This window comes from Bradyrhizobium sp. 26S5 (genome assembly GCF_036923295.1).
GTDB lineage: Bacteria > Pseudomonadota > Alphaproteobacteria > Rhizobiales > Xanthobacteraceae > Bradyrhizobium > Bradyrhizobium septentrionale.
In genome coordinates this window covers 3,879,447-3,901,572 of sequence record NZ_CP145948.1, presented here as the reverse complement: position 1 = coordinate 3,901,572, position 22,126 = coordinate 3,879,447, and the positions used below count along the sequence as shown (strand labels likewise).

The 22,126-nt window shown below is 64.7% G+C and carries 18 protein-coding genes; 11 read left to right on the top strand and 7 right to left on the bottom strand.

The genetic code is table 11. The annotated features are described in order from the left end of the window. Position 1: 1 nt before the first annotated feature. The 4 genes from gor to V5279_RS17830 form a co-directional block, all read right to left on the bottom strand. Complete coding sequence (gene gor, locus V5279_RS17845; protein ID WP_338699513.1) at positions 2-1,387, bottom strand: glutathione-disulfide reductase; 1,386 nt, start codon at positions 1,385-1,387, stop codon at positions 2-4. A 173-nt stretch (positions 1,388-1,560) separates the two neighbouring features. Further along, a complete protein-coding gene (locus V5279_RS17840) occupies positions 1,561-2,091 on the bottom strand; it encodes a DUF2059 domain-containing protein (RefSeq protein ID WP_338699511.1) in 531 nt (176 codons plus the stop codon). A gap of 23 nt (positions 2,092-2,114) precedes the next feature. After that, positions 2,115-2,813, bottom strand: a complete 699-nt coding sequence (gene rpiA, locus V5279_RS17835) for a ribose-5-phosphate isomerase RpiA (protein WP_338699509.1) — start codon at positions 2,811-2,813, stop codon at positions 2,115-2,117. A gap of 108 nt (positions 2,814-2,921) precedes the next feature. Beyond that, positions 2,922-3,692, bottom strand: a complete 771-nt coding sequence (locus V5279_RS17830) for an SDR family NAD(P)-dependent oxidoreductase (protein ID WP_338699507.1) — start codon at positions 3,690-3,692, stop codon at positions 2,922-2,924. Positions 3,693-3,831: 139 nt separating this feature from the next. On the opposite strand from V5279_RS17830, the gene V5279_RS17825 reads away from it, so the two are divergent. From V5279_RS17825 to V5279_RS17805, 5 genes are all read left to right on the top strand, one after another. Further along, complete coding sequence (locus V5279_RS17825; RefSeq protein ID WP_166294642.1) at positions 3,832-4,512, top strand: HAD hydrolase-like protein; 681 nt, start codon at positions 3,832-3,834, stop codon at positions 4,510-4,512. Positions 4,513-4,672: 160 nt separating this feature from the next. Continuing rightward, positions 4,673-5,158: a hypothetical protein gene (locus tag V5279_RS17820; protein ID WP_338699504.1), complete on the top strand. Its 486-nt coding sequence runs from the start codon at positions 4,673-4,675 to the stop codon at positions 5,156-5,158. 274 nt (positions 5,159-5,432) lie between these two features. Then, a complete protein-coding gene (gene moaA, locus V5279_RS17815) occupies positions 5,433-6,467 on the top strand; it encodes a GTP 3',8-cyclase MoaA (protein WP_338699502.1) in 1,035 nt (344 codons plus the stop codon). Between the two features lie 317 nt (positions 6,468-6,784). Continuing rightward, entirely contained in the window at positions 6,785-7,324 is a 540-nt protein-coding gene (locus V5279_RS17810; RefSeq protein ID WP_338699500.1) for a TRAP transporter small permease subunit, read from the top strand. Continuing rightward, positions 7,321-8,922, top strand: a complete 1,602-nt coding sequence (locus V5279_RS17805) for a TRAP transporter large permease (RefSeq protein ID WP_166294637.1) — start codon at positions 7,321-7,323, stop codon at positions 8,920-8,922. Before V5279_RS17810 ends, V5279_RS17805 begins: the two co-directional genes overlap by 4 nt. Before the next feature lie 217 nt (positions 8,923-9,139). Here V5279_RS17805 and V5279_RS17800 read toward each other — a convergent pair whose 3' ends face one another. Next, a complete protein-coding gene (locus V5279_RS17800) occupies positions 9,140-9,973 on the bottom strand; it encodes an alpha/beta hydrolase (protein ID WP_166294635.1) in 834 nt (277 codons plus the stop codon). A gap of 177 nt (positions 9,974-10,150) precedes the next feature. On the opposite strand from V5279_RS17800, the gene kynU reads away from it, so the two are divergent. The 4 genes from kynU (at position 10,151) to V5279_RS17780 (ending at position 15,099) form a co-directional block, all read left to right on the top strand. Continuing rightward, the gene (gene kynU, locus V5279_RS17795) at positions 10,151-11,344 is read left to right on the top strand and encodes a kynureninase (RefSeq protein ID WP_338699496.1); all 1,194 of its coding nucleotides are present in this window, start codon (positions 10,151-10,153) and stop codon (positions 11,342-11,344) included. After that, positions 11,341-12,180 carry a tryptophan 2,3-dioxygenase gene (kynA, locus tag V5279_RS17790; RefSeq protein WP_338699494.1) on the top strand — a complete coding sequence of 280 codons (840 nt, stop codon included), beginning with the start codon at positions 11,341-11,343 and terminating at the stop codon, positions 12,178-12,180. Before kynU ends, kynA begins: the two co-directional genes overlap by 4 nt. Before the next feature lie 146 nt (positions 12,181-12,326). Beyond that, positions 12,327-13,616 (top strand): M20/M25/M40 family metallo-hydrolase, encoded by a 1,290-nt coding sequence (locus tag V5279_RS17785; protein ID WP_338701254.1) that lies wholly within the window; start codon positions 12,327-12,329, stop codon positions 13,614-13,616. Positions 13,617-13,737: 121 nt separating this feature from the next. After that, positions 13,738-15,099: a PDZ domain-containing protein gene (locus tag V5279_RS17780; protein WP_338699492.1), complete on the top strand. Its 1,362-nt coding sequence runs from the start codon at positions 13,738-13,740 to the stop codon at positions 15,097-15,099. An 83-nt stretch (positions 15,100-15,182) separates the two neighbouring features. On the opposite strand, the gene V5279_RS17775 is transcribed toward V5279_RS17780, so the two are convergent. Both V5279_RS17775 and V5279_RS17770 read right to left on the bottom strand, forming a co-directional pair. Further along, positions 15,183-16,508, bottom strand: a complete 1,326-nt coding sequence (locus V5279_RS17775) for a sensor histidine kinase (protein ID WP_338699490.1) — start codon at positions 16,506-16,508, stop codon at positions 15,183-15,185. Between the two features lie 2 nt (positions 16,509-16,510). Beyond that, positions 16,511-17,185 carry a response regulator transcription factor gene (locus V5279_RS17770; protein ID WP_338699488.1) on the bottom strand — a complete coding sequence of 225 codons (675 nt, stop codon included), beginning with the start codon at positions 17,183-17,185 and terminating at the stop codon, positions 16,511-16,513. Positions 17,186-17,625: 440 nt separating this feature from the next. Between V5279_RS17770 and V5279_RS17765 the strand changes: the two genes are divergently transcribed. Together V5279_RS17765 and V5279_RS17760 are read left to right on the top strand one after the other, a co-directional pair. Next, positions 17,626-18,819 (top strand): efflux RND transporter periplasmic adaptor subunit, encoded by a 1,194-nt coding sequence (locus tag V5279_RS17765; protein WP_338699485.1) that lies wholly within the window; start codon positions 17,626-17,628, stop codon positions 18,817-18,819. A 56-nt stretch (positions 18,820-18,875) separates the two neighbouring features. Then, the gene (locus V5279_RS17760) at positions 18,876-22,121 is read left to right on the top strand and encodes a CusA/CzcA family heavy metal efflux RND transporter (RefSeq protein WP_338699483.1); all 3,246 of its coding nucleotides are present in this window, start codon (positions 18,876-18,878) and stop codon (positions 22,119-22,121) included. Positions 22,122-22,126 lie beyond the last annotated feature (5 nt).

Genomic DNA, 22,126 nt, shown 5'->3' with positions numbered 1-22,126 from the left:
CCTACTCCGCCGCCTGGCGGACGTGGCGCGCGGTTGGGGTGCGCATCGTCACCAGCTCTTCGGACGCGGTCGGATGCAGCGCAACGGTGGCGTCGAAATCGGCCTTGGTCGCCTTCATCTTCACGGCGATCGCGACCGCCTGCGTGATCTCGGCGGCGCAGTCGCCGACGATGTGGCAGCCGAGCACGCGGTCGCTCACACCGTCGACCACGAGCTTCATCAGCACCCGGGTGTCGCGGCCGGACATCGTCGCCTTGATCGGGCGGAAATCCGTCTTGTAGATGTCGACGTGGGAAAACTGCGCCCGCGCCTCTTCTTCCGTGAGGCCGACGGTGCCGACCTCGGGCTGCGAGAACACCGCGGTCGGGATCGTCGCGTGGTCGACCGCGACCTGCCGCTTGCCGAACACGGTGTCGGCGAAGGCATGGCCCTCGCGGATCGCGACCGGGGTCAGATTGGTGCGGTGGGTGACGTCGCCGACCGCATAGATGTTGTCGACCGAGGTCTTCGACCAGGCATCGACCTGAATGCCGCCATTGGCGGGATTGATGGCGACGCCGGCGGCCTCGAGCCCGAGACCCCCGACATTGGGATGCCGGCCGATCGCGAACATCACCTGGTCGGAGGCGATGCTCGAACCACTTGACAGATGCGTGGTGACGTCACGGCCGTGCTTGTCGACCTTCGCCACCGTGCAGCCGGTGATGATGGTGATGCCCTTCTTCTCCATCTCGGCGCGCACATGCTTGCGCACGTCCTCGTCGAAGCCGCGCAGGATGTTGTCGCCGCGGTAAATCACGGTCACATCGGAGCCGTAGCCATTGAAGATACCGGCGAACTCCAGCGCGATGTAGCCGCCGCCCTGGATCACGATCCGCTTCGGCAGCTCTTTGAGGTGGAACGCCTCGTTGGAGGAGATCACGTGCTCGATACCGGGCACGGCCGGCCCGTGATTGGGCGCGCCGCCGGTCGCGATCAGGATGTATTTCGCGGTCACCTTCTCGCCGGTGGCGAGGCGGAGCGTGTGGGCATCCTCCAGCACCGCGCGGGTCTTCACAATTTTGGCGCCGGACTTCTCGACATTGGTGGTGTAGGCGGCCTCGAGCCGGGCGATCTCCTTGTCCTTGTTGGCGACGAGCGTGGCCCAGTCGAACGAGACCTGGCCGATGCGCCAGCCGAAGCCGGCGGCGTCCTCGATCTCGTCGTGGACGTGGCTGCCGATCACGAATAGCTTCTTGGGCACGCAGCCGCGGATCACGCAGGTGCCGCCCATCCGGTACTCTTCGGCGACCATGACCCTGGCGCCATAATTGGCGGCGATGCGCGCGGCACGAACCCCGCCCGAACCGCCACCGATGACAAACAGGTCGACGTCAAACTCGGCCATGGCAACCCTCTCTCACTACGCCTCGCCCTGCGCTGTCCTCATCACTCGTCATGCCCGGGCTTGTCCCGGGCATCCACGTCTTGGTTTCCGCAGCAAGAAAGACGTGGATGGCCGGGACAAGCCCGGCCATGACGGATGCGGAAACGTCAGCGCTAAGCTCCTAAGCAGCGCGCTTAGATATCCTTGCCGCGCTTCTTCATCTCGGCCTTGAACTGGGCGTTGACCTGCACGCCGAACTGCTGCGCCCACTGCTGCATATATTGGAGGGAGTCGTTGATTGCCTTGGGCTCCGAGGTCAAAAGTTTCTGACCGAGGGGCGTCTTGTAGAACGTCACGAGGTCCTTCAGCTCCTGCTCGGTGAACTCGGCGGCGTAGATCTGCGCCATGCCGTCGCCGATCTCCTTCTCGCGGCCGGCGTAGGCCTTGGCGACGATCACCGCGACCTCGTCGAGATCCTTCTGGTAGTTCAGGTACTGCTGCAGCAGACCGGTCTTGGTCTTCTCGATGATGCCGGGAACGGCGCCGGCATACATCACCTGCACGTTCTTCATCGTCAGGATTTCTTTGGCGTACCCAATCGCCGCGGGGGTCGACTGCTTGACGCTGGGCGCAGCGGGCGGCTGCTGCGCCATTGCCGGCGCGGCCGCGAACGCGAGGCCGGCCGACAGGGCCACAGCCGACAAAAGTCCCGAAAAACGCTTCATTCCAAGTCTCCTTGCTTGCGGCGTCATCGCCGTTCAACAACCCGAATTCCCTGTGCGCCGGCCAGAACGGCGACGCTGCCAAGCCCGATGAACAGGCCATGTTCGACCACGCCCGGAATTACGCTGAGCAGACCGGCCAGACGCGGCGGGTCGCCGATCCGGCCGAGATGGGCATCGATGATCCAGTGGCCGCCATCGGTGACAAAAGCGTGACCGTCCTTGCCCTTGCGGATGACCATTTGGCCGGACACGCCGGCCTCTGCGAACGCCCGCGTCATCGCGGCCTGGGTCGCGGCCAGTCCGAACGGGATCACCTCGACCGGCAGCGGAAAGCGGCCGAGCACGTCGACCCATTTGCTGTCGTCCGCGATCACGATCATGCGATCACTGGCGGCCGCCACGATCTTCTCGCGCAACAGCGCGCCGCCGCCGCCCTTGATCAGATTGAGCGCGGGGTCGATCTCGTCGGCGCCGTCGATGGTGAGGTCGAGATGGTCGATCTCATCCAGCGTGGTCAGCGGCACGCCGCAACGGATCGCATCCGCGCGGGTCGCTTCCGAGGTCGGCACGCCGATCACCTTCATGCCGGCGCGGACCTTGTCGCCGAGCAGCTCGACGAAATGCTTGGCGGTCGAGCCGGTGCCGAGCCCGAGCTTCATGCCGTCGCGCACCTCTTCTAGCGCGCGCGCCGCCGCCTGGCGTTTCAGTGCGTCCATGTCCACGTGCCGCTAGCCCCCGGTTTCGCCGTCCCGGACACGCCAATGGGCGGCCCGGCGCGCGCATATCTAGCCTCGATTCACGGGCAGGAATAGCGGCATCCGGGCCCGTCTTCAGGCCGAAACGGCATCCATCGCGGCTAAAATCACCGAAAAACGCTCTTCGACCTCGGCCCGCATCCCGGGATGTGTGAAAACATAGAACTGATCGTCGTGAATCGCGTTCACGACGCGGTCCGCAACCGACGCCGGATCGAGACCGGCTTCCAGGCGACGCGCGATCTCGGCGATGATCGCGGCCGCAGGGCTGTCCGGAGCGAACTGGCGGGACGGGCCGTACTGCTCGGGGCGGTTGCGCCCGCTCTCGCCGATCCGGGTCCGCACATAGCTCGGACAGAGCACGCTGACGCCGATCCCGAGCGGCTTCAGTTGCGCCGCGAGCCCCTCCGACATGCTGACGACGGCGAACTTGGTCGCCGAATAGGGGCTGAGACCGAGCCCGGCATTCATCCCGGCCATCGATGCGGTGTTGACGATATGGCCGCCTTCGCCGTGCCTGCGGATATGCGGCAGGAAGCTCCTCAAGCCGTGCACGACGCCCATCAGGTTGACGTCGATCACCCAGCGCCAGTCGTCGAGCGAGATCGGGTCGATGCCGCCGCCGCCCGCGACGCCGGCATTGTTGCAGAGGACGTGAACGTTGCCGAAGGCGAGGAATGAAGCCTGCGCCGCACCCTGGACGCTGTCGGGATCGGCGACATCGCAGACGACGCCATGAACGTCGGCGCCGGTGGCACGCAGCGCATCGACCGCCTTGTCCAGCGCGCCGGTTTCGATATCGGCCAGCATCACCTTCATGCCCTCGCGGGCGAAGGCGGTTGCCATGGCCAATCCTATGCCGCTGGCCGCCCCGGTGACAAAAGCGGCTTTTCCGGCAAGTTCCCGCATCGCGGCCTCCCCAATTTCATCACGCGCGCACATCTACTCTTGCATCGCGGCGCCGAGCCCGATAGCGAAAAGCGTGATGTCCGCCTCCTCTCCCCCCATCATCGTGTTCGATCTCGACGGCACGCTGGTCGACACCGCGCCTGATCTGATCAGCGCGCTGAACCATGTGCTCGCCCGCGAAGATTTGCCGCCGGTGCCGCTGGCTGCCGCCCGCAACATGATCGGCGCCGGCGCGCGCAAGCTGCTGGAACGCGGCCTCGAGGTGGACGGACGCGCGGTCAGCGTTGGCGAACTCGACCGTTTGACCAAGGTCTTCGTCGACTATTACGCCGAGCACATCGCCGACGGCTCGCGCCCGTTCGACGGGCTGGAGGCCGCGCTCGACCGGCTCGCGGCCAAGGGCCATCGCTTCGCGGTCTGCACCAACAAGCTGGAATGGCTGTCGAAGCTCTTGCTCGACCGGCTCGGCCTGACCTCGCGCTTTGCCGCGATCTGCGGCCAGGACACGTTTGGCGTCGCCAAGCCCGATCCGGCGTTCCTGCGCGAGACGGTGGCCCGCGCCGGCGGCCGGCTGCCCGGCGCCATCATGGTCGGCGATGCCGGCCCCGATGTCGGGGTTGCGCGGCGGGCCCAGGTCCCGGTGATCGGCGTCGATTTCGGCTATACCGACGTACCGATGACCGAGCTGAAGCCCGACCGGCTGATCAGCCATATGCGCGACCTGCCGGACGCCGTCGCCAGCCTCGGCGCGGCATAAATCTTCTGCAACGCATTGATATCACTTGGCAATATTTTGCCATGCGATATTGCTGTTAACCATCCTTTAACGAACAGACCTCCCCCGGTTGCGCCCCTGTTCCGACGCTCCTATGGTCGCGCCGGGGATTGTGGCTGATTGCCGCAGTAGAGTGTGGATCATGCGTCGTATCATCGTCATTGCGGCCGCCGGGCTGAGCCTGGCCGGCTGCTCCTCCTTCTCATTGGATTCGTTCAAGTCGGCGCCACCGCCGGTACCGGTGCAGCTGGATTCGAACCCGCAGGGCGCGGACGCCGTGACCTCGCTCGGTCCGGGCTGCAAGACGCCCTGCACCGTGTCGATCCCGGCGCCGGAGGCGAACTTCACGGTCACCTTCAACATGCCGAAGTTCCAGCCGGCGACGGTGCCGGTGACGGTGACCCGCACACCGGGCGACTTCACGAGCCCGGCCACCACCGCGCTCGATCCGAGCCCGGTGTTCGCCGAGCTGCAACCCGCCGGCCCGCCGCCGCGCGCGGCACGCAAGCCGATGCGGCCGAAAAAGAAGAAGCCGAAGCCGGCCGCCGCAGCTCCTGCTGCCGCTCCGGACGCGGCGTTCCCCGCTCCCGCCGCGGCGCCGCCGCCAGCTGCGGCTCCGAAAAGCTAGCGCGCAAGCGCGTCGAACATCGCAAACGATTGCACTGCACAAGAGCCCGGCCCAAAGCCGGGTTTTTGGTGTTTGTGGAGACACATCGGCGATTGCGATCATGCATCACGCGATATGGCTCGCCTATCGCGCGCAATCGGCGTTACATGTTGCGGATCATCCTTAGGGACGCATTGTGACAACGAGCCAACATGCATAGATTGTCAGTGCAGAGCCGATCACGGCGCGGCACGCAGGGAACAGGTCGCAAGACCTAGTTGAAGGCTTGGGTTGAATGAACGGATCCACGCAAGCGCATTCTGACTCGCTGTTTCGTCCGATGACCGATCCGTTCGGCCGGACGATCCGCTATCTGCGCGTCTCCGTCACCGACCGCTGCGACCTGCGCTGCTTCTACTGCATGTCGGAGGACATGACCTTCCTGCCGAAGGCCGATCTCCTGACGCTGGAAGAGCTCGACCGGCTCTGCTCGGCGTTCGTCGCCAAGGGAGTGCGCAAGATCCGCCTCACCGGCGGCGAGCCGCTGGTCCGCCGCAACGTGATGGGCCTGGTGCGCTCGCTGTCGCGCCATCTGACAACGGGCGCGCTCGACGAATTGACGCTGACCACCAACGGCTCGCAGCTCGCCCGCTTCGCCCAGGAGCTGGCCGATTGCGGCGTGCGCCGCGTCAACGTCTCGCTCGACACGCTCGACCCCGTAAAATTCCGGGCCATCACCCGCTGGGGCGACATCGACAAGGTGCTGTCGGGCATCGAGGCGGCGCGATCGGCGGGGCTCGCGGTCAAGATCAACGCGGTCGCGCTGAAGAACATGAACGAGGACGAGATCCCCTCGCTGATGCAATGGGCGCACGGCAAGGCAATGGGCCTGACCTTGATCGAGGTGATGCCGATGGGCGACATCGGCGAAGGCCGCATCGATCAGTACGTGCCGCTGTCGCTGCTGCGCGCGCGGCTCGAGAAGCACTACACGCTGACCGATCTCGCCGACGACACCGGCGGCCCTGCCCGCTATGTCCGGGTCGCCGAGACCGGCGGCAAGCTCGGCTTCATCACGCCGATGACCCATAATTTCTGCGAATCCTGCAACCGGGTGCGGATCACGTGCACCGGCACGCTGCACACCTGCCTCGGCCACGAGGACGCCTCCGACCTGCGCCGGCCGCTGCGCGCCTCCGACGACAACGAGCTGCTGTCGGCGACGATCGACCGCGCCATCGGGCTGAAGCCGAAGGGGCACGATTTCATCATCGACCGCCGCCACAATCGTCCGAGCGTCAGCCGCCATATGAGCGTGACCGGCGGCTAGACTCGGCCCCCTCCCCGACGCCTGTCCTGTCCCCTGATTGCCAAGGCGGGACAACGATTTGCCCGCGCGTCAATTTGCCCATTTTCCGATTGACGGCGTTCCACGGCGCTGATTTGGTGCCTTAGCTTCCACGCTAGTCTGGCCAGGATAGGCCGCTGCCCCCGGCAGCCAAGAACGGCTGAAGCGGATTTCGGGGGAGGACGAACGTTTGCAACTGCTCCTGAAAGTGAGCCGTGGCTCCGTGCGCATGCGCGCGGCGGCCAGATGATGGTTGAGAACGTATTCGGCGCGCAGAGGGCGCGACCGTGGAGATCGTGATGCGCCCATTGCTGGCACTAAGTACGGTTATCGATCTGCTTAATGAGAAATTGGGCGGCATCTGTAATTGGCTCGTGCTCGCCGCCTGCGTGGTGAGCGCCGCCAACGCGATGATCCGCTACGCGTTCGGCTACAGCTCCAACAGCTGGCTCGAATTGCAGTGGTACATGTTCGCCGTCTTCGTGATGTTCGGCACCTCCTATACCTTCAAAAAGAACGAGCATGTTCGCGTCGAAATTCTTTATCTCATGCTGTCCGAGCGCGGCCAACTCTGGCTCGACATGATCGGAACGCTGTTCTTCCTGATCCCGTCCTGCCTGTTGCTCAGCTATCTGTCCTGGCCATTCTTCTATCAAGCCTACGAAGTGGGTGAGATTTCGAGCAATGCCGGCGGGCTGGTCCGCTGGCCGATCAAGCTCGTTGTTCCCGTGGGCTTCGTTTTCCTGGCGCTGCAAGGCGTCTCCGAAGTGATCAAGCGCATCGCTGCACTGAAGGGTTACGTCGTGATCGATGCGAAGTATGAGAGGCCGACCCAATGATCACGCTGGAAATGATGCCGCCACTGATGTTCGGCGGCTTGATTCTGGCCATGTTGATCGGATTCCCGGTAGCCTTCACGCTGGCCGCGCTCGGGCTGTCGTTCGGCTTCCTGTCGATCTATCTCGGCTTCTTCGACATGAACTTCCTGCAGGCCATTCCGGGCCGCATTTTCGGCAGCGTGCTCTCCAACGAATTGCTGTTGGCGATTCCCTTCTTCACCTTCATGGGCGCGATATTGGAGCGATGCGGGCTTGCCGAGGACATGCTGGATTCGATGGGCCAGCTGTTCGGCCCGATCCGCGGCGGCCTCGGCTACTCGGTGATCATCGTCGGATTCATCCTCGGCGCAATCACCGGCACGGTGGCGGCGCAAGTCATCGCGATGGCGCTGATCTCGATGCCGGTGATGCTTCGTTACGGCTACAATGTGCGCTACATCACCGGCGTGCTGGCCGCCTCCGGCACCATCACCCAATTGGTGCCGCCCTCGCTGGTGCTGATCGTGATGGCCGACCAGCTCGGCAAGTCGGTCGGCGACATGTATCTCGGCGCCTGGGGACCGTCGGTGCTCCAGATCGCCCTGTTCGCCGGCTACACGTTCCTGCTCGGCATCTTCAAGCCAAGTCACGTCCCTGCGGTTCCAAAGGAAGCGCGGACGCTGACGGGCTGGCCGCTCTGGCGCAAATGCCTGATGGGCATCATTCCGTCGGCCGTGCTGATCTTCGTGGTGCTGGGCACCATGATGCTCGGCCTGGCGACGCCGACGGAAGCCGGCGCGATGGGTGCGATCGGCGCCATCGTTCTCGCCGCGATCCACCACAAGGATCTGAGCAACAAGGGCCACAAGATGCTGCTGATCGGCATCGCCGCCACGGGCATCGGCACGATCATCGGAATGCTCATCGGCGATGGAAAACTGTTCAAGCTGACTTTCGCGGTGGTCTATCTCGCCGTCGTCTGGCTCTGTCTCGAAGCCGTCCGCATCCCCGACCTGCGCGGCCTGATCAAGCAGGGTTACGAGTCGACCATGCGCCTCTCCACCATGGTGGTGTTCATCCTGATCGGCTCGACCTGCTTCTCGGTGGTGTTCCTCGGCGTCTCCGGCGGCGTCTGGCTTGAGCACCATCTGACCTCGCTGCCCGGCGGCGTCTGGGGCTTCCTGATCTTCATCAACCTCTTCATCTTCTTCCTGGCGTTCTTCCTCGACTTCTTCGAGATCGCCTTCATCATCCTGCCGATGATCGCGCCGATCGCGCAGAAGGTATTGGGGCCGGTCGTGGGACCTGATGCCGCGCTGATCTGGTTCGGCGTGATGCTTTGCGTCAACATGCAGACCTCGTTCCTGCATCCGCCGTTCGGCTTCGCGCTGTTCTATTTGCGCGGCGTCGCGCCGAAAGAGGTCAAGAGCTCCGACATCTATTGGGGCGCCCTGCCCTGGATCGGCCTGCAGGCGATCATGGTGGCGATCGTGATCGCTTTCCCGATCGTGGTGACCGCCCTGCTCGACAAGCCGCTCGACGTCGATCTCAGCAAGATCAAGATCGAGGTGCCGCAGATCGAGCTGCCGCCGCTCGATTTCGGCCAACCGAAGCAATAGCGCGCCTCGCTTCTTCAGAAGGAAAAACCCCGGGGCTTTCGCGCCGGGGTTTTCGCTTGTTTTGGCGGTCGCGAGACAGGTCGGCCTTGACGCGCTCGGAGCAACCACCGATCGGCTAGAGCACTTTCGGTTCTGATTGAATCAGAACCGACGCTCTAGCTTTTTGTTTTGACGCGTTTTCTTCACGCGAACCGGCGTCCACTTCGCTCGAAAACGCTTAGGTGGCAGACAACAGCGCCCGGACCATCGGATGACGGTGATCGGCAAGACCGTCAATGACGTCGAAATGATGCCGGCCGGGTTCCTCGATGATGCAGGTCCGCGCCCCGAGGCCGGTCCAGATGTTGGCCAGCAGGGCATTCTGACGGATGAACTCCGGACGCTCCGCTCCGCCGACCCAGCAGGTCACCCGTGCCTCGGGCAATGGCTGCAGCAATGCCGGGCTTTCGGCCCATGCTTCCGCCTCATCAATCCTGAGATCGGCGGTCATGGCGGTCTTCATGAGCGGCCGCAAGTCATGGAGGCCGGAAATCGAGAGCGTGTGTTGTATGCGCGCCCGCACCTGATCCGGCAGCGGCGACGTCGCCGAGATCATGCGCGTGACCAGGTGGCCGCCCGCGGAGTGGCCTGTCAGAAATAGCGGCCCCTCGACCATCGAGGCGGCCCGCTCGACCGCGGCGCCGACCTCACGCGTGATGTCCGCGATGCGAACAGCAGGGCACAGCGTGTAGGACGGCATCGCCACCGCATAGCCGCTGTCGACGGAGCCGCGCGCCAGGTTCGACCAGTAGCTCTTGTCGAGCGCGCGCCAGAAGCCACCATGGACAAACACGACCAGGCCCTGGGGCGAACCTTGCGGGAGGAACAGGTCAAACCGGTTCCGTGCGTTCTCGCCATAGCTGATGTCGAGCCTGGCGCGGGCGGTGCCCTGGAGTTCATCACGATAGGCCTCGGCCGGCTGCACCCACGCCCCCGGCCAGCGTTCGCCGCCGGGGATGTTGGCGGCGTTGGCATAGGCATCATTCCAGTCGGAAACCTGATGGAAAATCATGGACCGATGTCCGTTCGGGGACCTGCGGGTCAGCGCCGATAAATACGACGCAGGTTGACGGAATCTAATAGCATGGAGGCCCGAGGCACAGCGGGAATATATTTCATGCCTATAAATTTTAGGCTTGAAGTAAATGGCTCGCATGGCAGAATTTGCCGTTGCGCGTGAGGAAAACGGATGACCGATTTCAAACGAACGCAATCGCTGTTCAGCCTGCCGGATGGCGTGATCTACCTGGACGGCAATTCGCTCGGCCCGTTGCCCGTTGCGGTCTCGGAACGCGTCCACCGCATGATATCGGAGGAATGGGGAAAGCAACTGATCGGAGGCTGGAACAGCGCCGGCTGGATGGTCCAGCCGCGCCGGATCGGCGACCGCATCGGCCGCTTGATTGGTGCGCCGGAGGGCACGGTGGTGGTCGGCGACACGCTCTCGATCAAGATCTACCAGGCGCTGGCTTCGGCGCTCGAGCTCAACCCGTCGCGGCGCACGGTGTTGACCGACAACGGAAACTTTCCGTCCGATCTCTACATGGCCGAAGGTCTGCTCAGGACGCTCGACCGGGGATATACGCTCAAGGTCGTCGCGCCTGAGGACGTCGAAGCCGCCATCGACGACACGATCGCTGCGACGATGCTGACCGAGGTCGACTACCGCACCGGCCGGCTTCACGACATGGCCGCGCTGACGCAGAAGGCGCACAGCGCCGGCGCCATCACGATCTGGGATCTGGCACATTCCGCGGGCGCGATCCCGGTTGACGTGCTGGGCGCGAAAGCGGATTTCGCGGTTGGCTGCACCTACAAATATCTCAATGCCGGTCCCGGCGCGCCGGCCTTCATCTACGTGGCGCCTCAGCATGCCGAGAACGCACGGCCGGCGCTGTCGGGATGGATGGGACATCAGTCGCCGTTTGCGTTCGATCTCGACTACCGGCCCGGCTCGGGGATCGAGCGGATGCGGGTCGGAACGCCGCCGGTGATTGCGATGGCCGCGCTGGACGCCGCGCTCGATGTCTGGGACGGCGTCAGCATGAACGACGTGCGTCAGGCGTCGATCGTGCTCGCCGATCTCTTCATCCGCGAAGTGGAGGCGCGCTGCCAGGAGCTGAAGCTGGCCTCACCGCGCGACGGAAGCAAACGCGGCAGCCAGGTCTCGTTCCGTCACGACAATGGGTACGCGATCATGCAGGCACTGATCGCGCGCGGCGTGATCGGCGATTTCCGGGCGCCGGACGCGATACGCTTCGGCTTCACGCCGCTTTACATCGGGGAAACGGAGGTTCGCGCCGCGGTCGACGTGATCGCTGACGTCATCGCCAACCGACGGTGGGACACCGCCGAATATCGCAAAAGGGCCCTGATGACATGACCGACAAACCCTACGACCCCTCCCGGGAAGGCGCCCAGATGTCGTTTGCGGGACGCATGTCTTACAGCGACTATCTGAATCTGGAACTTGTGCTGGGAGCCCAGAAGCCGCTCTCGAGCGCGCATGACGAACTGCTGTTCATCATCCAGCACCAAACGTCCGAGCTCTGGATGAAGCTTGCGATACACGAAATCTGCTCGGCGATCAGTGCCATTCGCCAGGATCAGCTTCAGTCCGCCTTCAAGATGCTATCGCGCATGGCGCGGATCTTCGAACAACTCAACAATGCCTGGGACGTGTTGCGGACGATGACGCCGAGCGAATACACCAAGTTTCGCGACCGGCTCGGACAATCCTCCGGCTTCCAGTCATACCAGTACCGGGCGATCGAATTCCTGGCCGGCAACCGCAACCTGGCGATGCTGCGCCCGCATGACCATCGCGGCGACATCGTCGCGAGGCTGGAGGAGATTCTTGCCGCACCCAGCCTCTACGACGAGGCCTTGCTTCTGCTCGGACGCAATGGCTTCGATATCGGCGAGGATGCGCATCGCACCGATTGGCGCGCGACGCGGAGCGAAAATGACAAGGTTCTGGCCGCCTGGAAGACGATCTACGCATCTCCCGGAACCTACTGGATGTTCTACGAACTCGCGGAGAAACTGGTCGATTTCGAGGATTATTTCCGCCGCTGGCGCTTCAACCACGTCACCACGGTCGAGCGGATCATCGGCCTGAAGCAAGGTACCGGCGGCACCTCCGGCGTCTCCTATCTGCGCAGGATGCTCGAGGTCGTGCTGTTCCCGGAGCTCTGGAAGGTGAGAACAGAGCTGTAGGATCTCGGGCCAGCCGAAGCAGTCGCGGGCTTCAGCGCTTTCGGCGTGCCTTGCGGCAGCAAGGCACGCCGCGACTGTTGACGGCGGCCGTGAGGCCTGTGAAGACACCGGATACCGATCGTCCTCGAACGCGCAGATCCCCGCCCATGCCCCAATTGCGTCCCGCCCGCTCGTTCGTTCGCCCACTGATCATGTCGCTCGGCCTGGCCGTTGCCGCGCCCGTGGCGCATGCGGCGCCGGAGGCCGACCTTCGCGCGCTGGCACAGCAGGAGCAGCAGCCGCTCCTCGACACCCTGCGCGACCTCGTGCAGATCGAATCCGGCAGCAAGGACATCGAGGGGCTCAACCAGATCGCCGAGCGCATCGCCGGCCAGCTCAAGCAGATCGGCGGCGCGGTGGAGATCCTGCAAACCACCGACATCTACCGGCTGGACGACACGCCCGAGAAGATCGGCCCGGCCGTGCAGGCCGTATTCACCGGCACCGGCAGCGCGAAGATCATGCTGATCGCGCACATGGACACGGTGTATCTCAAGGGCATGCTGAAGGACCAACCCTTCCGCATCGATGGCGACAAGGCCTATGGGCTCGGCATCGCCGACGACAAGCAGGGCATCGCCACCATCCTCCATGCCGTGGCGCTGCTGCAGAAGCTCAACTTCAAGGACTACGGCACCCTCACCGTGCTCATCAACGGCGACGAGGAAATCAGTTCGCCCGGCTGGCGCAGCACCATCACCCGCGTTGCCGCGGAGCAGGATGCCGTGTTCTCGTTCGAAGGCAGCGACGCCAGCGGCACGCTCCGCCTCGCCACCAGCGGCATCGGCTCGGCCTACCTGACGGTGCAGGGTAGATCGTCGCATGCGGGCGCCAGGCCCGAAGGCGGCGTCAATGCGCTCTATGAGCTGTCACACCAGGTGCTGCAGATGAAGGACCTCTCCAAGCCGGAGCAGGGCCTGAAGCTGAACTGGACGGTTTCCAAGTCCGGCACCAACCGCAACGTGATCCCCGCTGAAGCCACCGCCCAGGCCGATGCGCGCGCGCTCAAGGTTGCGGATTTCGACGAGCTCGAGAAGGCGCTGCAGGACAAGATCAAGAACCGCCTACTGGCCGACTCCAAGGTGGACGTGAAATTCGAGGTGCGTCGCCCGCCGCTCGAAGCCAATGATGCCTCGCGCCGCGTGGCAAGCCACGGCAAGACGATCTATCAGGAGCTGGGCATGTCACTGAACGTGGCCGAAAGGGCTACCGGCGGCGGCACCGACGCTGCGTTTGCCGCTCTCAAGACCAATGGGGCCGTGGTGGAAGGCATGGGCCTGTCCGGCTTCGGCGCCCACTCCAACGATGCGGAGTACGTGCAGATCAACAGCATCGTGCCGCGTCTGTACCTGACCGCCCGCATGATCATGGACCTGTCCGACGGCAAGGTGAAATAGACCGGCAGGCTTACTGCAGGGCGTTTGCGCAGGGCCCGAAATGGCAGCCGCAGTGATTGCGACGACTGCGCACTGTCCCTAAGCTGGCGCACCGCAAACCGCTTCTGGGGAGGTCGGTGTGATGTACAAGCACCTGATCGGACTGCTTTGCTCGATCCTGCTCTTGGTCATCCTGGCGACCCCGGGGTCGGCGCTCGATCTCGGGCGTCGCGGACTGCTCGGCATTACGGCCACGCCGCTGCCGGCAGGAACCGGCTCGATCGGGCCTGGCGTGCTGGCCGCGCGCGTCATCGCCGGCTCGCCGGCCGCTCAAGCCGGCGTCGTCTCCGGTGATGTCGTGGTGTCGGTGGACGGCACGCCGCTCGCCGCAGTTGACGAGTTCTTGCGCGAGGTGCGGGCGCACCGCGCCGGCGACACCATCCGCGTCGAGCTGCGCCGCGCGGGCCAACCGCTCACACTGGCGATCACGCTCGGCGCTGTACCGTTCGAGACTGCCTCCGGCGTCGATTTCACCTATGACGCCGTCACAACGCCGACCGGACTTCGGCGCACGATCATGACCACGCCGCAGGCGCCTGCTGCCGGTCGGCGACCGGCGGTGCTGCTGATCGGCGGCATCGGCAGCTACAGCGTCGACTATTCCTTCGATCCCGATCACGACGTCGCCGAGCCCTACCGGCGCCTGCTCACCGCCCTCACCCGCCGCGGGTTCGTCACCCTCAGGGGTGAGAAGAGCGGCGTCGGCGACAGCGAAGGGCCGCCGGCCAAGGAAGTGGATCTCGAGGGCGAGCTCGCCGGTTACGTCGCCGGCCTGCGGATGCTCAAGCAGCGGCCGGAGGTCGATCCCGAGCGGGTCTTCATTCTGGGCCACAGCATCGGCAGCGTGGAAGCGCCGATGGCCGCGGCACGCGACCCGGTGCGTGGCATCGTCGTCATGCAAGGCGTGGGCACGACGTGGTTCGAGTACGAACTCGTCAATGTGCGCCGGCAATTGCAACTGGAAGGGCTGGCGCCCGCCGCGGTGGCCGACCGCATGGCGCTCAAGGAATGGGCGATGCATCGCCTCCTGATCGAGGGCCAGCCACGCGCGGCGCTGCTGGCTGAGCGGCCGGCCGCTGCGGCGATGATCAAGTACCCGGCTTCGGACGCTTACCTGCGCCAGGTCGCCGCTCTCAACCTGCCGGCGTTGTGGGCGCCGCTCGACCTACCCGTGCTGGTGGTTTACGGAAACGCGGATTTTATCACCGGTGAAGCGGACAGCCGGGCGATTCTGCAGAACGTCAACAGCGTCCACCCCGGCCGCGGCGAGCTCAGGATCATCGACCACTTGGATCACTACCTGACTGATGCCGCCGACCAGGCAACGAGCTTCAAGGCTCCGCGGGCATGGGATCTGACGCCGGCGCGGCATCCGGCCTACCAAACAGCGATCGAGTCAGTCGTCGGCGATTGGCTGGTGGCCCAAGCTGGCCACAGCGGTTGAAGGCTACAGCTTGAAGCGTGAGACGTCCGCTTTCGGGTGCATCACCACTTCGCTCAAAACCCTCTGTTCAACCGCAGGCCGTCTCACGACGCCGGCTCAGCCTCGGCTAGGCGGAAGCGCAGCGTGAACTGGGCACCGCCAGCCGGCAGGTTCTCCACCCTCACCGTCGCATCGTGATCGTCGACGACGCCGCGCACGATCGACAGCCCGAGCCCCGCGCCGTCGGTGCGCTGCCGATCGCTGCGCCAGAAGCGCTGGAAGATCAGGCCCTGCTCGGCGGGCGCAATCCCCGGTCCGCAGTCGCGCACCTGCACCGAGCCGTCTTCGTGCACCTCGACATCGACCGAGGTCGCATCGGCGGTGTACTTGATGGCGTTCTCCGCCAGATTGAAGATCGCCCGCTGCAGCATCTCGGCATTGCCCCTAACCCGGACCGGACTGTCGGTGCCGCGCAGCGCGATGTCCTTCTGCTGCGCCAGCGCGTAGGGCGCGATCGAGCCGACCACCTCGGCGCACACCGCGCGCAGGTCCGCAGTCTCGCCGGGATCCAGCACCAGCGTATCGAGCTCGGCGATCTCGAGCAGCTGGTTGACGATCCGGCTCATGCTCTCGATGTCGGCATGCAGCTCGCTGGTCCCCTTGGCTGCGTCCAGCGTTTCGATCCGGGTCCTGAGGATCGCGAGCGGGGTGCGAAGCTGATGCGCGGCGTCGGCGGTGAACTGGCGCTGCACGTGAAAGCCGTCCTCCAGCCGGTCGAAGGCCTGGTTGACGGCGGTCACCAGCGGCAGGATCTCGCTCGGAATCCCCTCGGTCGGCAGGCGGATATCGGTCCTGGCCGGCCCGATGCTCCTGGCCTCCTCCGAGGCGCGCAACAGCGGGACAATCGCGCGGCGAAAGATCAGGATATCGGCGGCAAGCAGGATCAGCAGGATCGGGATGGTGATCCAGCCTACCCGCCGGAAGAAGTTGGTGACGATGTCATCGATGATGACGTCGCGATGCGACAGGTCCTCGGCGACCTGGATCCGCAGCGTCTGGCCGCCGAGCAGCCTGGTGACGCTGGCACCGGAGATCCGGTCGACCGAGGCCGGCAGTGGCGGCGCCTCGCGATGTGACGAAAACAGCACGTGGCCGTCCGCATCGTAGATGTCGTAGCGGTAGCGGCCATAGGCGTCGGAATAGAGCCCCCTCAGGCTATCAGGCAGGTTCAGCGATACCTTGCCGCTGGAATCGACGGAGAGGTTTTGGCCGAGATCGGCGGCCTGATCGCGCATTGCCTCGCGATGCAGATGGTTGATCTCCGTATTCAACAGCCATAGCAGCAAGAGCGGCAGGAAGATCGCGGCGACCGCAACCGCCACGATGTGCAGGAACACGATCCGCGAGGTCAGCGACTTGAAGCGGAACACCGCTACTTCTCCTCCGCCATCAGATAGCCGACGCCGCGAATGGTGTGGATGATGATCCTGGCGTGGTGCTCGGCGAGCAGCTTGCGCAGGCGCGACACATAGACCTCGACCGCGTTCGAGGCCACCTCGCCCGACAGCCCGAAGATGTGGTCCTCGACGTTCTTCTTCGGCACCACCCGACCCTGCCGCCGCAGCAGGATCTCCAGCACCGACGTCTCACGCGCCGAGAACACGTGCGGCGCACCGTCGACGAACACCTGCTTGCTCTCGGTGTCGTAGACAAGATTGGCGAGCTTCAGCGACGAGCCGAGCAGCTGGCCGGGCCGGCGCAGGATGGCTTCGAGCCGTGCCACCAGCTCTTCCAGCGCGAACGGTTTCGCCAGATAGTCGTCCGCGCCGCTGCGCAGGCCGTTGACCCGATCCTGCAGGCCGTTGCGCGCGGTCAGCACCAGCACCGGCAGCGGGTCGGTCTTGCGGCGAAGCTCCGACAGCACCGACAGGCCGTCGCCGTCGGGCAGCCCGAGATCGAGGATCATGGCGGCATAGGTGACGCTGCGCAGCGCATCACGCGCCTCGGCAACGCTGTTGACGACATCGGATTCATATCCCGCCGCCATCAATCCGCTGGCGAGAAGTCTTGAGAGCTCGACATTGTCCTCGACGATCAGAAGGCGCATCGCAGCAGTCCTGTCTTCATTCGATGTCTTCCGTTTGCACATCTTGTCGCGATACGCCAGCCAGGAGACGAACAGCGCGACGGATCGCACCTTGGGCAATCACCTTGGGCAATCACGATATGCAAACGACACGCATTTGAGCACAACGCCTCGATTACGCGACCCGCGCTATGTTTTCGCTATGGCCGGTCCCACCGGCCATGACGTGAAAATAGATAAACGCCTACCGGCTGCAATCAAAATCCGCGCCCACCCCGCATGAATGGGCCGGCCAGCGTAAGGCTGGCGTCAGCAAGCCCTGATAACAGATTGCTCCTTCTCGCCGAGAGCTCGACGACTGCCCAATATGCGGCAGGACCTCGATCCTCGCGCGACGCTTTTCAAGCAGAATTGGCCGGGCGGACGATGTCATTTCGAATGAAGCATATGGGCTTTGGGCGATGCCGGTGCTGGCCGTGCTGCTCGCCGGCGCGTGGCTGATGACGCGCGCCGACGGCGTCGTGAGCGCCAAGGCTGCACAGAGAATGGCTGCGCAGAGGGTGGCAGCGCAGGAGACCGCGCCGCAGGATGTCAACGTCGAGCAGCAATATGTCGCGCTGAGCGACAAGCAGGCCGCCTCGCTCAAGGTCCTGGCGGCGGAGCAACGTTCGTTCCGGACACTGAAGAACGCGGTCGGCTCGATCGACTTCAACCAGAACATGCTGGTGCAGGCCTTCACGCCGAACCCCGGCAGGATCGTCGACACGCCGCTCAATGTCGGTGACGAGGTTGCCAAGGGCGACACGCTGTTCACGATCGACAGCCCCGACCTGCTGCAGGCGGAATCGTCGCTGCTCGCCTCGTCCGGCGTGCTCGAGCTGCAGATCAGGACGCTAGCGCGGGTCAGGCAGTTGCTGAAGACCGGCGGCGGTGCGCAGAAGGACGTCGACCAGGCGACATCGGATCAGCAGACCGCCGAAGGCAATTACAAGGCCGCGCGCGACGCGGTACGCATCTTCGGCAAGACCGACGCCGAGATCGACCGCATCGTCGCCGACCGCAAGGTCGATTCCATCCTGGTTGTTCCGAGCCCGATCTCCGGGCGGATCATCGCGCGCAACGCCGCGCCGGGGCTCTACGTGCAGCCCGGCAATGCCCCGGCGCCCTACTCGCTGGCCGACATCTCGACGATGTGGATGGTCGCCAATGTGATCGAGACCGATGCCCCCTCGTATCGGATCGGCCAATCGGTCGAGGTCCGCCTGCCCGCCTATCCGAACGAGGTGTTTCGCGGCCGCGTGACGACGCTCGGCCTCAACATCGATCCGACCTCGCACCGTCAGCTGGTGCGCTCGGTGATCGACGATCCCCAGCACAAGCTGCGCGCCGGCATGCTGGCGAGCTTCACCATTGAAACCGAGCCGCCGAAACTGTCGGTCAGCGTGCCCTCGGACGCGATCGTGCGCGAGGGCGACGGAACGATGACGGTGTGGGTCACGACCGACGGCCGCAAATTCGACCGCCGCACCGTGACGATCGGCATGGAGCAGGACGGCTGGCGGCAGATCCTCAGCGGCCTCGGTGCGGTCGAAAAGGTCGCGTCGTCAGGCGCGATCTTCCTCAGCAACAAGTTCGCTAATGCGGCCACCGGATAGCACGCCGGATGCGACGCTGAGCGCGCGCTCGTCACCCCAAGAGGAAGTGCAGCACCTTGATCAAGAGCCTCCTCCAGTTCGGCCTGACCCGAAGCGCCGTCATCGTGCTTGGCCTCATCGTGTTCTGCGCCGCCGGGTTCGCGGCGTTCGCCAAGCTGAACATCGAGGCCTATCCGAACCCGGCGCCTGTGATCATCGAGATCACGGCGCAGGCCGCCGGGCTGTCCGCCGAGGAAATGGAGAAGTACTACACGATCCCGATGGAGGTCGGGTTGTACTCGACGCCCGGTGTCGTCAACATCCGCTCGACCTCGTTCTACGGCCTGTCCTTCGTGCGGGTCACCTTCAAATATGGCGTCGACTATTATTTCGCGCTGACCCAGGCCACCAACAGCCTCACGCAGAACGTCCAGCTGCCCGGCAGTCAGGTCCCGCAGATCCAGCAATCGAGCCTGGTCGGCGAGATCTACCGCTACCAGCTCGTCGGGCCGCCGAATTTCGGCCTGACCAATTTGCGGACCTTGCAGGACTATGTCGTTGCCCGCCGGCTGATGACGCTTCCGGGTGTGGTGCAGATCAACTCCTGGGGCGGCACCACCAAGCAGTTCAATGTCGACGCCGATCTCGCCAAGCTCGAGGCCTACAACATCACCGTGCCGCAGCTGATCGCTGCGCTCGGCAATTCCAACGTCAATGTCGGCGGCCGCGAGATCGCGATCGGCCAGCAATCCGTCAACATCCGCGGCATCGGCCTGATCAATTCCGGCGGCGATGACGACGTCACCAAGGGCTACAGGGTCCAGGACATCGAGAACATCGTCCTGACCCAGTCGAACGGACTGCCGATCCAGATCAAGGACGTCGCCAAGGTGTCGATCGGCTATGTGCCGCGGCTGGGCATTGCCGGCAAGGACGGCCATGACGACGTCGCCGCCGCGATCGTGGTGATGGGACGCACCCAGCACACCAACGACATCATCCCCAGGGTCGAGGAAGAGGTCGCCAGCATCAACGGCGATGGCACCCTGCCCCCCGGCGTCAAGATCGTGCCCTATTACGATCGCTCTTCGCTGGTCAGCGTGACGACCCACACGGTGCTGCACAATCTGCTGTTCGGCTGTCTCCTGGTGTTCGTCATCCAGTGGGTCTTCCTCGGCGACCTCAGAAGCGCGCTGATCGTCAGCGCCAACATCCCGTTCGCGCTGTTCTTTGCCATCATCATCCTGGTGCTGCGGGGCGAGGACGCCAATCTGCTGTCGCTCGGCGCGGTCGATTTCGGCATCATCGTCGATTCCGCCGTCATCATGATGGAGAACATCTTCCGCAACTTCCAGTCCAGCCCCGAGAACCGGCTGCGCGTGCTGCAGAACCTCGCCGAAGGCTATTGGGGGAGCGACCCGACGACGCAGCATGGCGGGCCCGCGCCGGGCTGGACCGAGCGGCTGCGCATGATCTTCGTCAGCGCGCTGCAGGTCGACAAGGCGGTGTTCTTCACCGCGGCCATCACGGTGACCGCCTTCGTGCCGCTGTTCACCATGCAGGGCGTCGAGGGCCAGATCTTCGGCCCGATGGCGCGCACCTATGGCTATGCGCTGGCCGGCGCGCTGCTGGCGACCTTCACGGTGACGCCGGTGCTGGCGTCGCTGCTGCTGCCGCGGCATATCGAGGAAACCGAAACCATCATCGTGCGCTGGCTGCGCAAGAGCTACACGCCGGTGCTGCGCTGGTCGCAGGCCAATCTGAAGATCGCGGTTGCGGCCGGGATCGTGTTCCTCGGCCTCAGCGCGCTGGCGGCGAGCCGGCTCGGCAGCGAATTCCTGCCCGCGCTCGAGGAAGGCAATTTCTGGATCCGCGCCTCGATGCCGCCGACCATCTCGCACGAGGCCGGCACCGACCCGACCCGCAAGATGCGCGAGATCCTGCTGCGCCACCCCGAGATCATCACCGTGGTGTCGCAGCATGGCCGCCCCGACAATGGCAGCGACGCCTCGCCCTTCTCCAATGTCGAGCTATTCGCGCCGATCAAGCCGTTCGACCAGTGGCCGCCGGGTCTGACCAAGGAGAAGCTCACCGAGGAGCTGCAAAAGGAATTCGACGAGGAGATGCCCGGCGTCACCTTCAACTTCTCGCAGTACATCCAGGACAACATCGAGGAGGCGCTCTCCGGCGTGAAGGGCGCGAACTCGATCAAGATCATCGGCCCCAATCTCGACGTGCTCGAAGGGCTCGCGACCAAGGTGGCGCAGGAGATGGCGAAAATCCGCGGCGTCGCCGATCTCGGCATTTTCCATCTGGTCGGCCAGCCCAATCTCAACATCCGGGTCAACCGGGAAAAGACCGCGCGCTACGGCCTCAACACCGGCGACGTCACCACCGTGGTGCAGGCCGCGCTCGGCGGCGCCAATGCGACGACGGTGCTGGAGGGCGACCGGCAGTTCGGCGTCGTGGTGCGGCTCGATCCGAAATTCCGCAGGAGCATCGACGCGGTGCGCGACATCAAGGTCGCCTATGCCACTCCGTCGGGCACCAACGCCTATATCCCCCTGAGCGAGCTTGCCGACATCTCGCTCGATACCGGCGCGCTGTTCATCTATCGCGAACGCAGCCAGCGCTACATCCCGATCAAGTTCAGCGTCCGCGGCCGCGATCTCGGCAGCACGGTGGCGGAGGCGCAGGCGAAGATCGCCGAGGCGGTGCCGTTGCCCACCGGCTACCGGATGATCTGGTCCGGTGAGTTCGACAATCTCGAAGCCGCCAAGGCACGGCTGATGATCGTGGTGCCGGTCACGCTGCTTCTGATCTTCGTGCTGCTCTACAGCCTGTTCAATTCGCTGCGCGACAGCCTGCTGGCGCTGGCCGGCATTCCCTTCGCGGTCGGCGGCGGCCTGATCGCGCTGTACCTCGCCGGGCTCGACTTCTCGATCTCGGCTGCGATCGGCTTCATCTCGCTGTTCGGCGTCGCGGTCATGGACGGCATTCTCAACATCACCTATTTCCGCGAGCTGCGCGCGTCGGGCCAGAGCATTGCGGAGGCGGTGTTCAACGGCGCCGAGCAGCGCATGCGCCCGATGCTGATGACCGCGCTGTCAGCGGGCGTCGGCCTGTTCCCGGCCGCGCTGTCGCATGGCATCGGCAGCCAGGTGCAGCGGCCGCTCGCAACCGTGGTGGTCGGCGGCATGTTCATCGGCCCGCTGCTGCTCCTGATCGTAGCACCCGCGCTGCGCAAGATCTTCCTGTCGCGCGAACGTGCCGCCGCGCCCAGCGAGACGCCTGCCGCGGCGCCGCCTGAAGCCGCGCATTAGGGGGC

Bases quoted from the DNA above. Each gene is read 5' to 3' on its own strand.
- V5279_RS17830 (WP_338699507.1), bottom strand. From the start codon at position 3,692: ATGGCAACCGCCTTCGCCCGCGAGGGCATGAAGGTGATGCTGGCCGAT.
- V5279_RS17785 (WP_338701254.1), top strand. From the start codon at position 12,327: ATGCCCCAATTGCGTCCCGCCCGCTCGTTCGTTCGCCCACTGATCATG.
- V5279_RS17805 (WP_166294637.1), top strand. From the start codon at position 7,321: ATGATCACGCTGGAAATGATGCCGCCACTGATGTTCGGCGGCTTGATT.
- V5279_RS17810 (WP_338699500.1), top strand. From the start codon at position 6,785: ATGCGCCCATTGCTGGCACTAAGTACGGTTATCGATCTGCTTAATGAG.
- kynU (WP_338699496.1), top strand. From the start codon at position 10,151: ATGACCGATTTCAAACGAACGCAATCGCTGTTCAGCCTGCCGGATGGC.
- V5279_RS17770 (WP_338699488.1), bottom strand. From the start codon at position 17,185: ATGCGCCTTCTGATCGTCGAGGACAATGTCGAGCTCTCAAGACTTCTC.
- V5279_RS17820 (WP_338699504.1), top strand. From the start codon at position 4,673: ATGCGTCGTATCATCGTCATTGCGGCCGCCGGGCTGAGCCTGGCCGGC.
- V5279_RS17800 (WP_166294635.1), bottom strand. From the start codon at position 9,973: ATGATTTTCCATCAGGTTTCCGACTGGAATGATGCCTATGCCAACGCC.
- moaA (WP_338699502.1), top strand. From the start codon at position 5,433: ATGAACGGATCCACGCAAGCGCATTCTGACTCGCTGTTTCGTCCGATG.
- kynA (WP_338699494.1), top strand. From the start codon at position 11,341: ATGACCGACAAACCCTACGACCCCTCCCGGGAAGGCGCCCAGATGTCG.
- V5279_RS17765 (WP_338699485.1), top strand. From the start codon at position 17,626: ATGCCGGTGCTGGCCGTGCTGCTCGCCGGCGCGTGGCTGATGACGCGC.
- V5279_RS17840 (WP_338699511.1), bottom strand. From the start codon at position 2,091: ATGAAGCGTTTTTCGGGACTTTTGTCGGCTGTGGCCCTGTCGGCCGGC.
- V5279_RS17780 (WP_338699492.1), top strand. From the start codon at position 13,738: ATGTACAAGCACCTGATCGGACTGCTTTGCTCGATCCTGCTCTTGGTC.
- V5279_RS17825 (WP_166294642.1), top strand. From the start codon at position 3,832: ATGTCCGCCTCCTCTCCCCCCATCATCGTGTTCGATCTCGACGGCACG.
- gor (WP_338699513.1), bottom strand. From the start codon at position 1,387: ATGGCCGAGTTTGACGTCGACCTGTTTGTCATCGGTGGCGGTTCGGGC.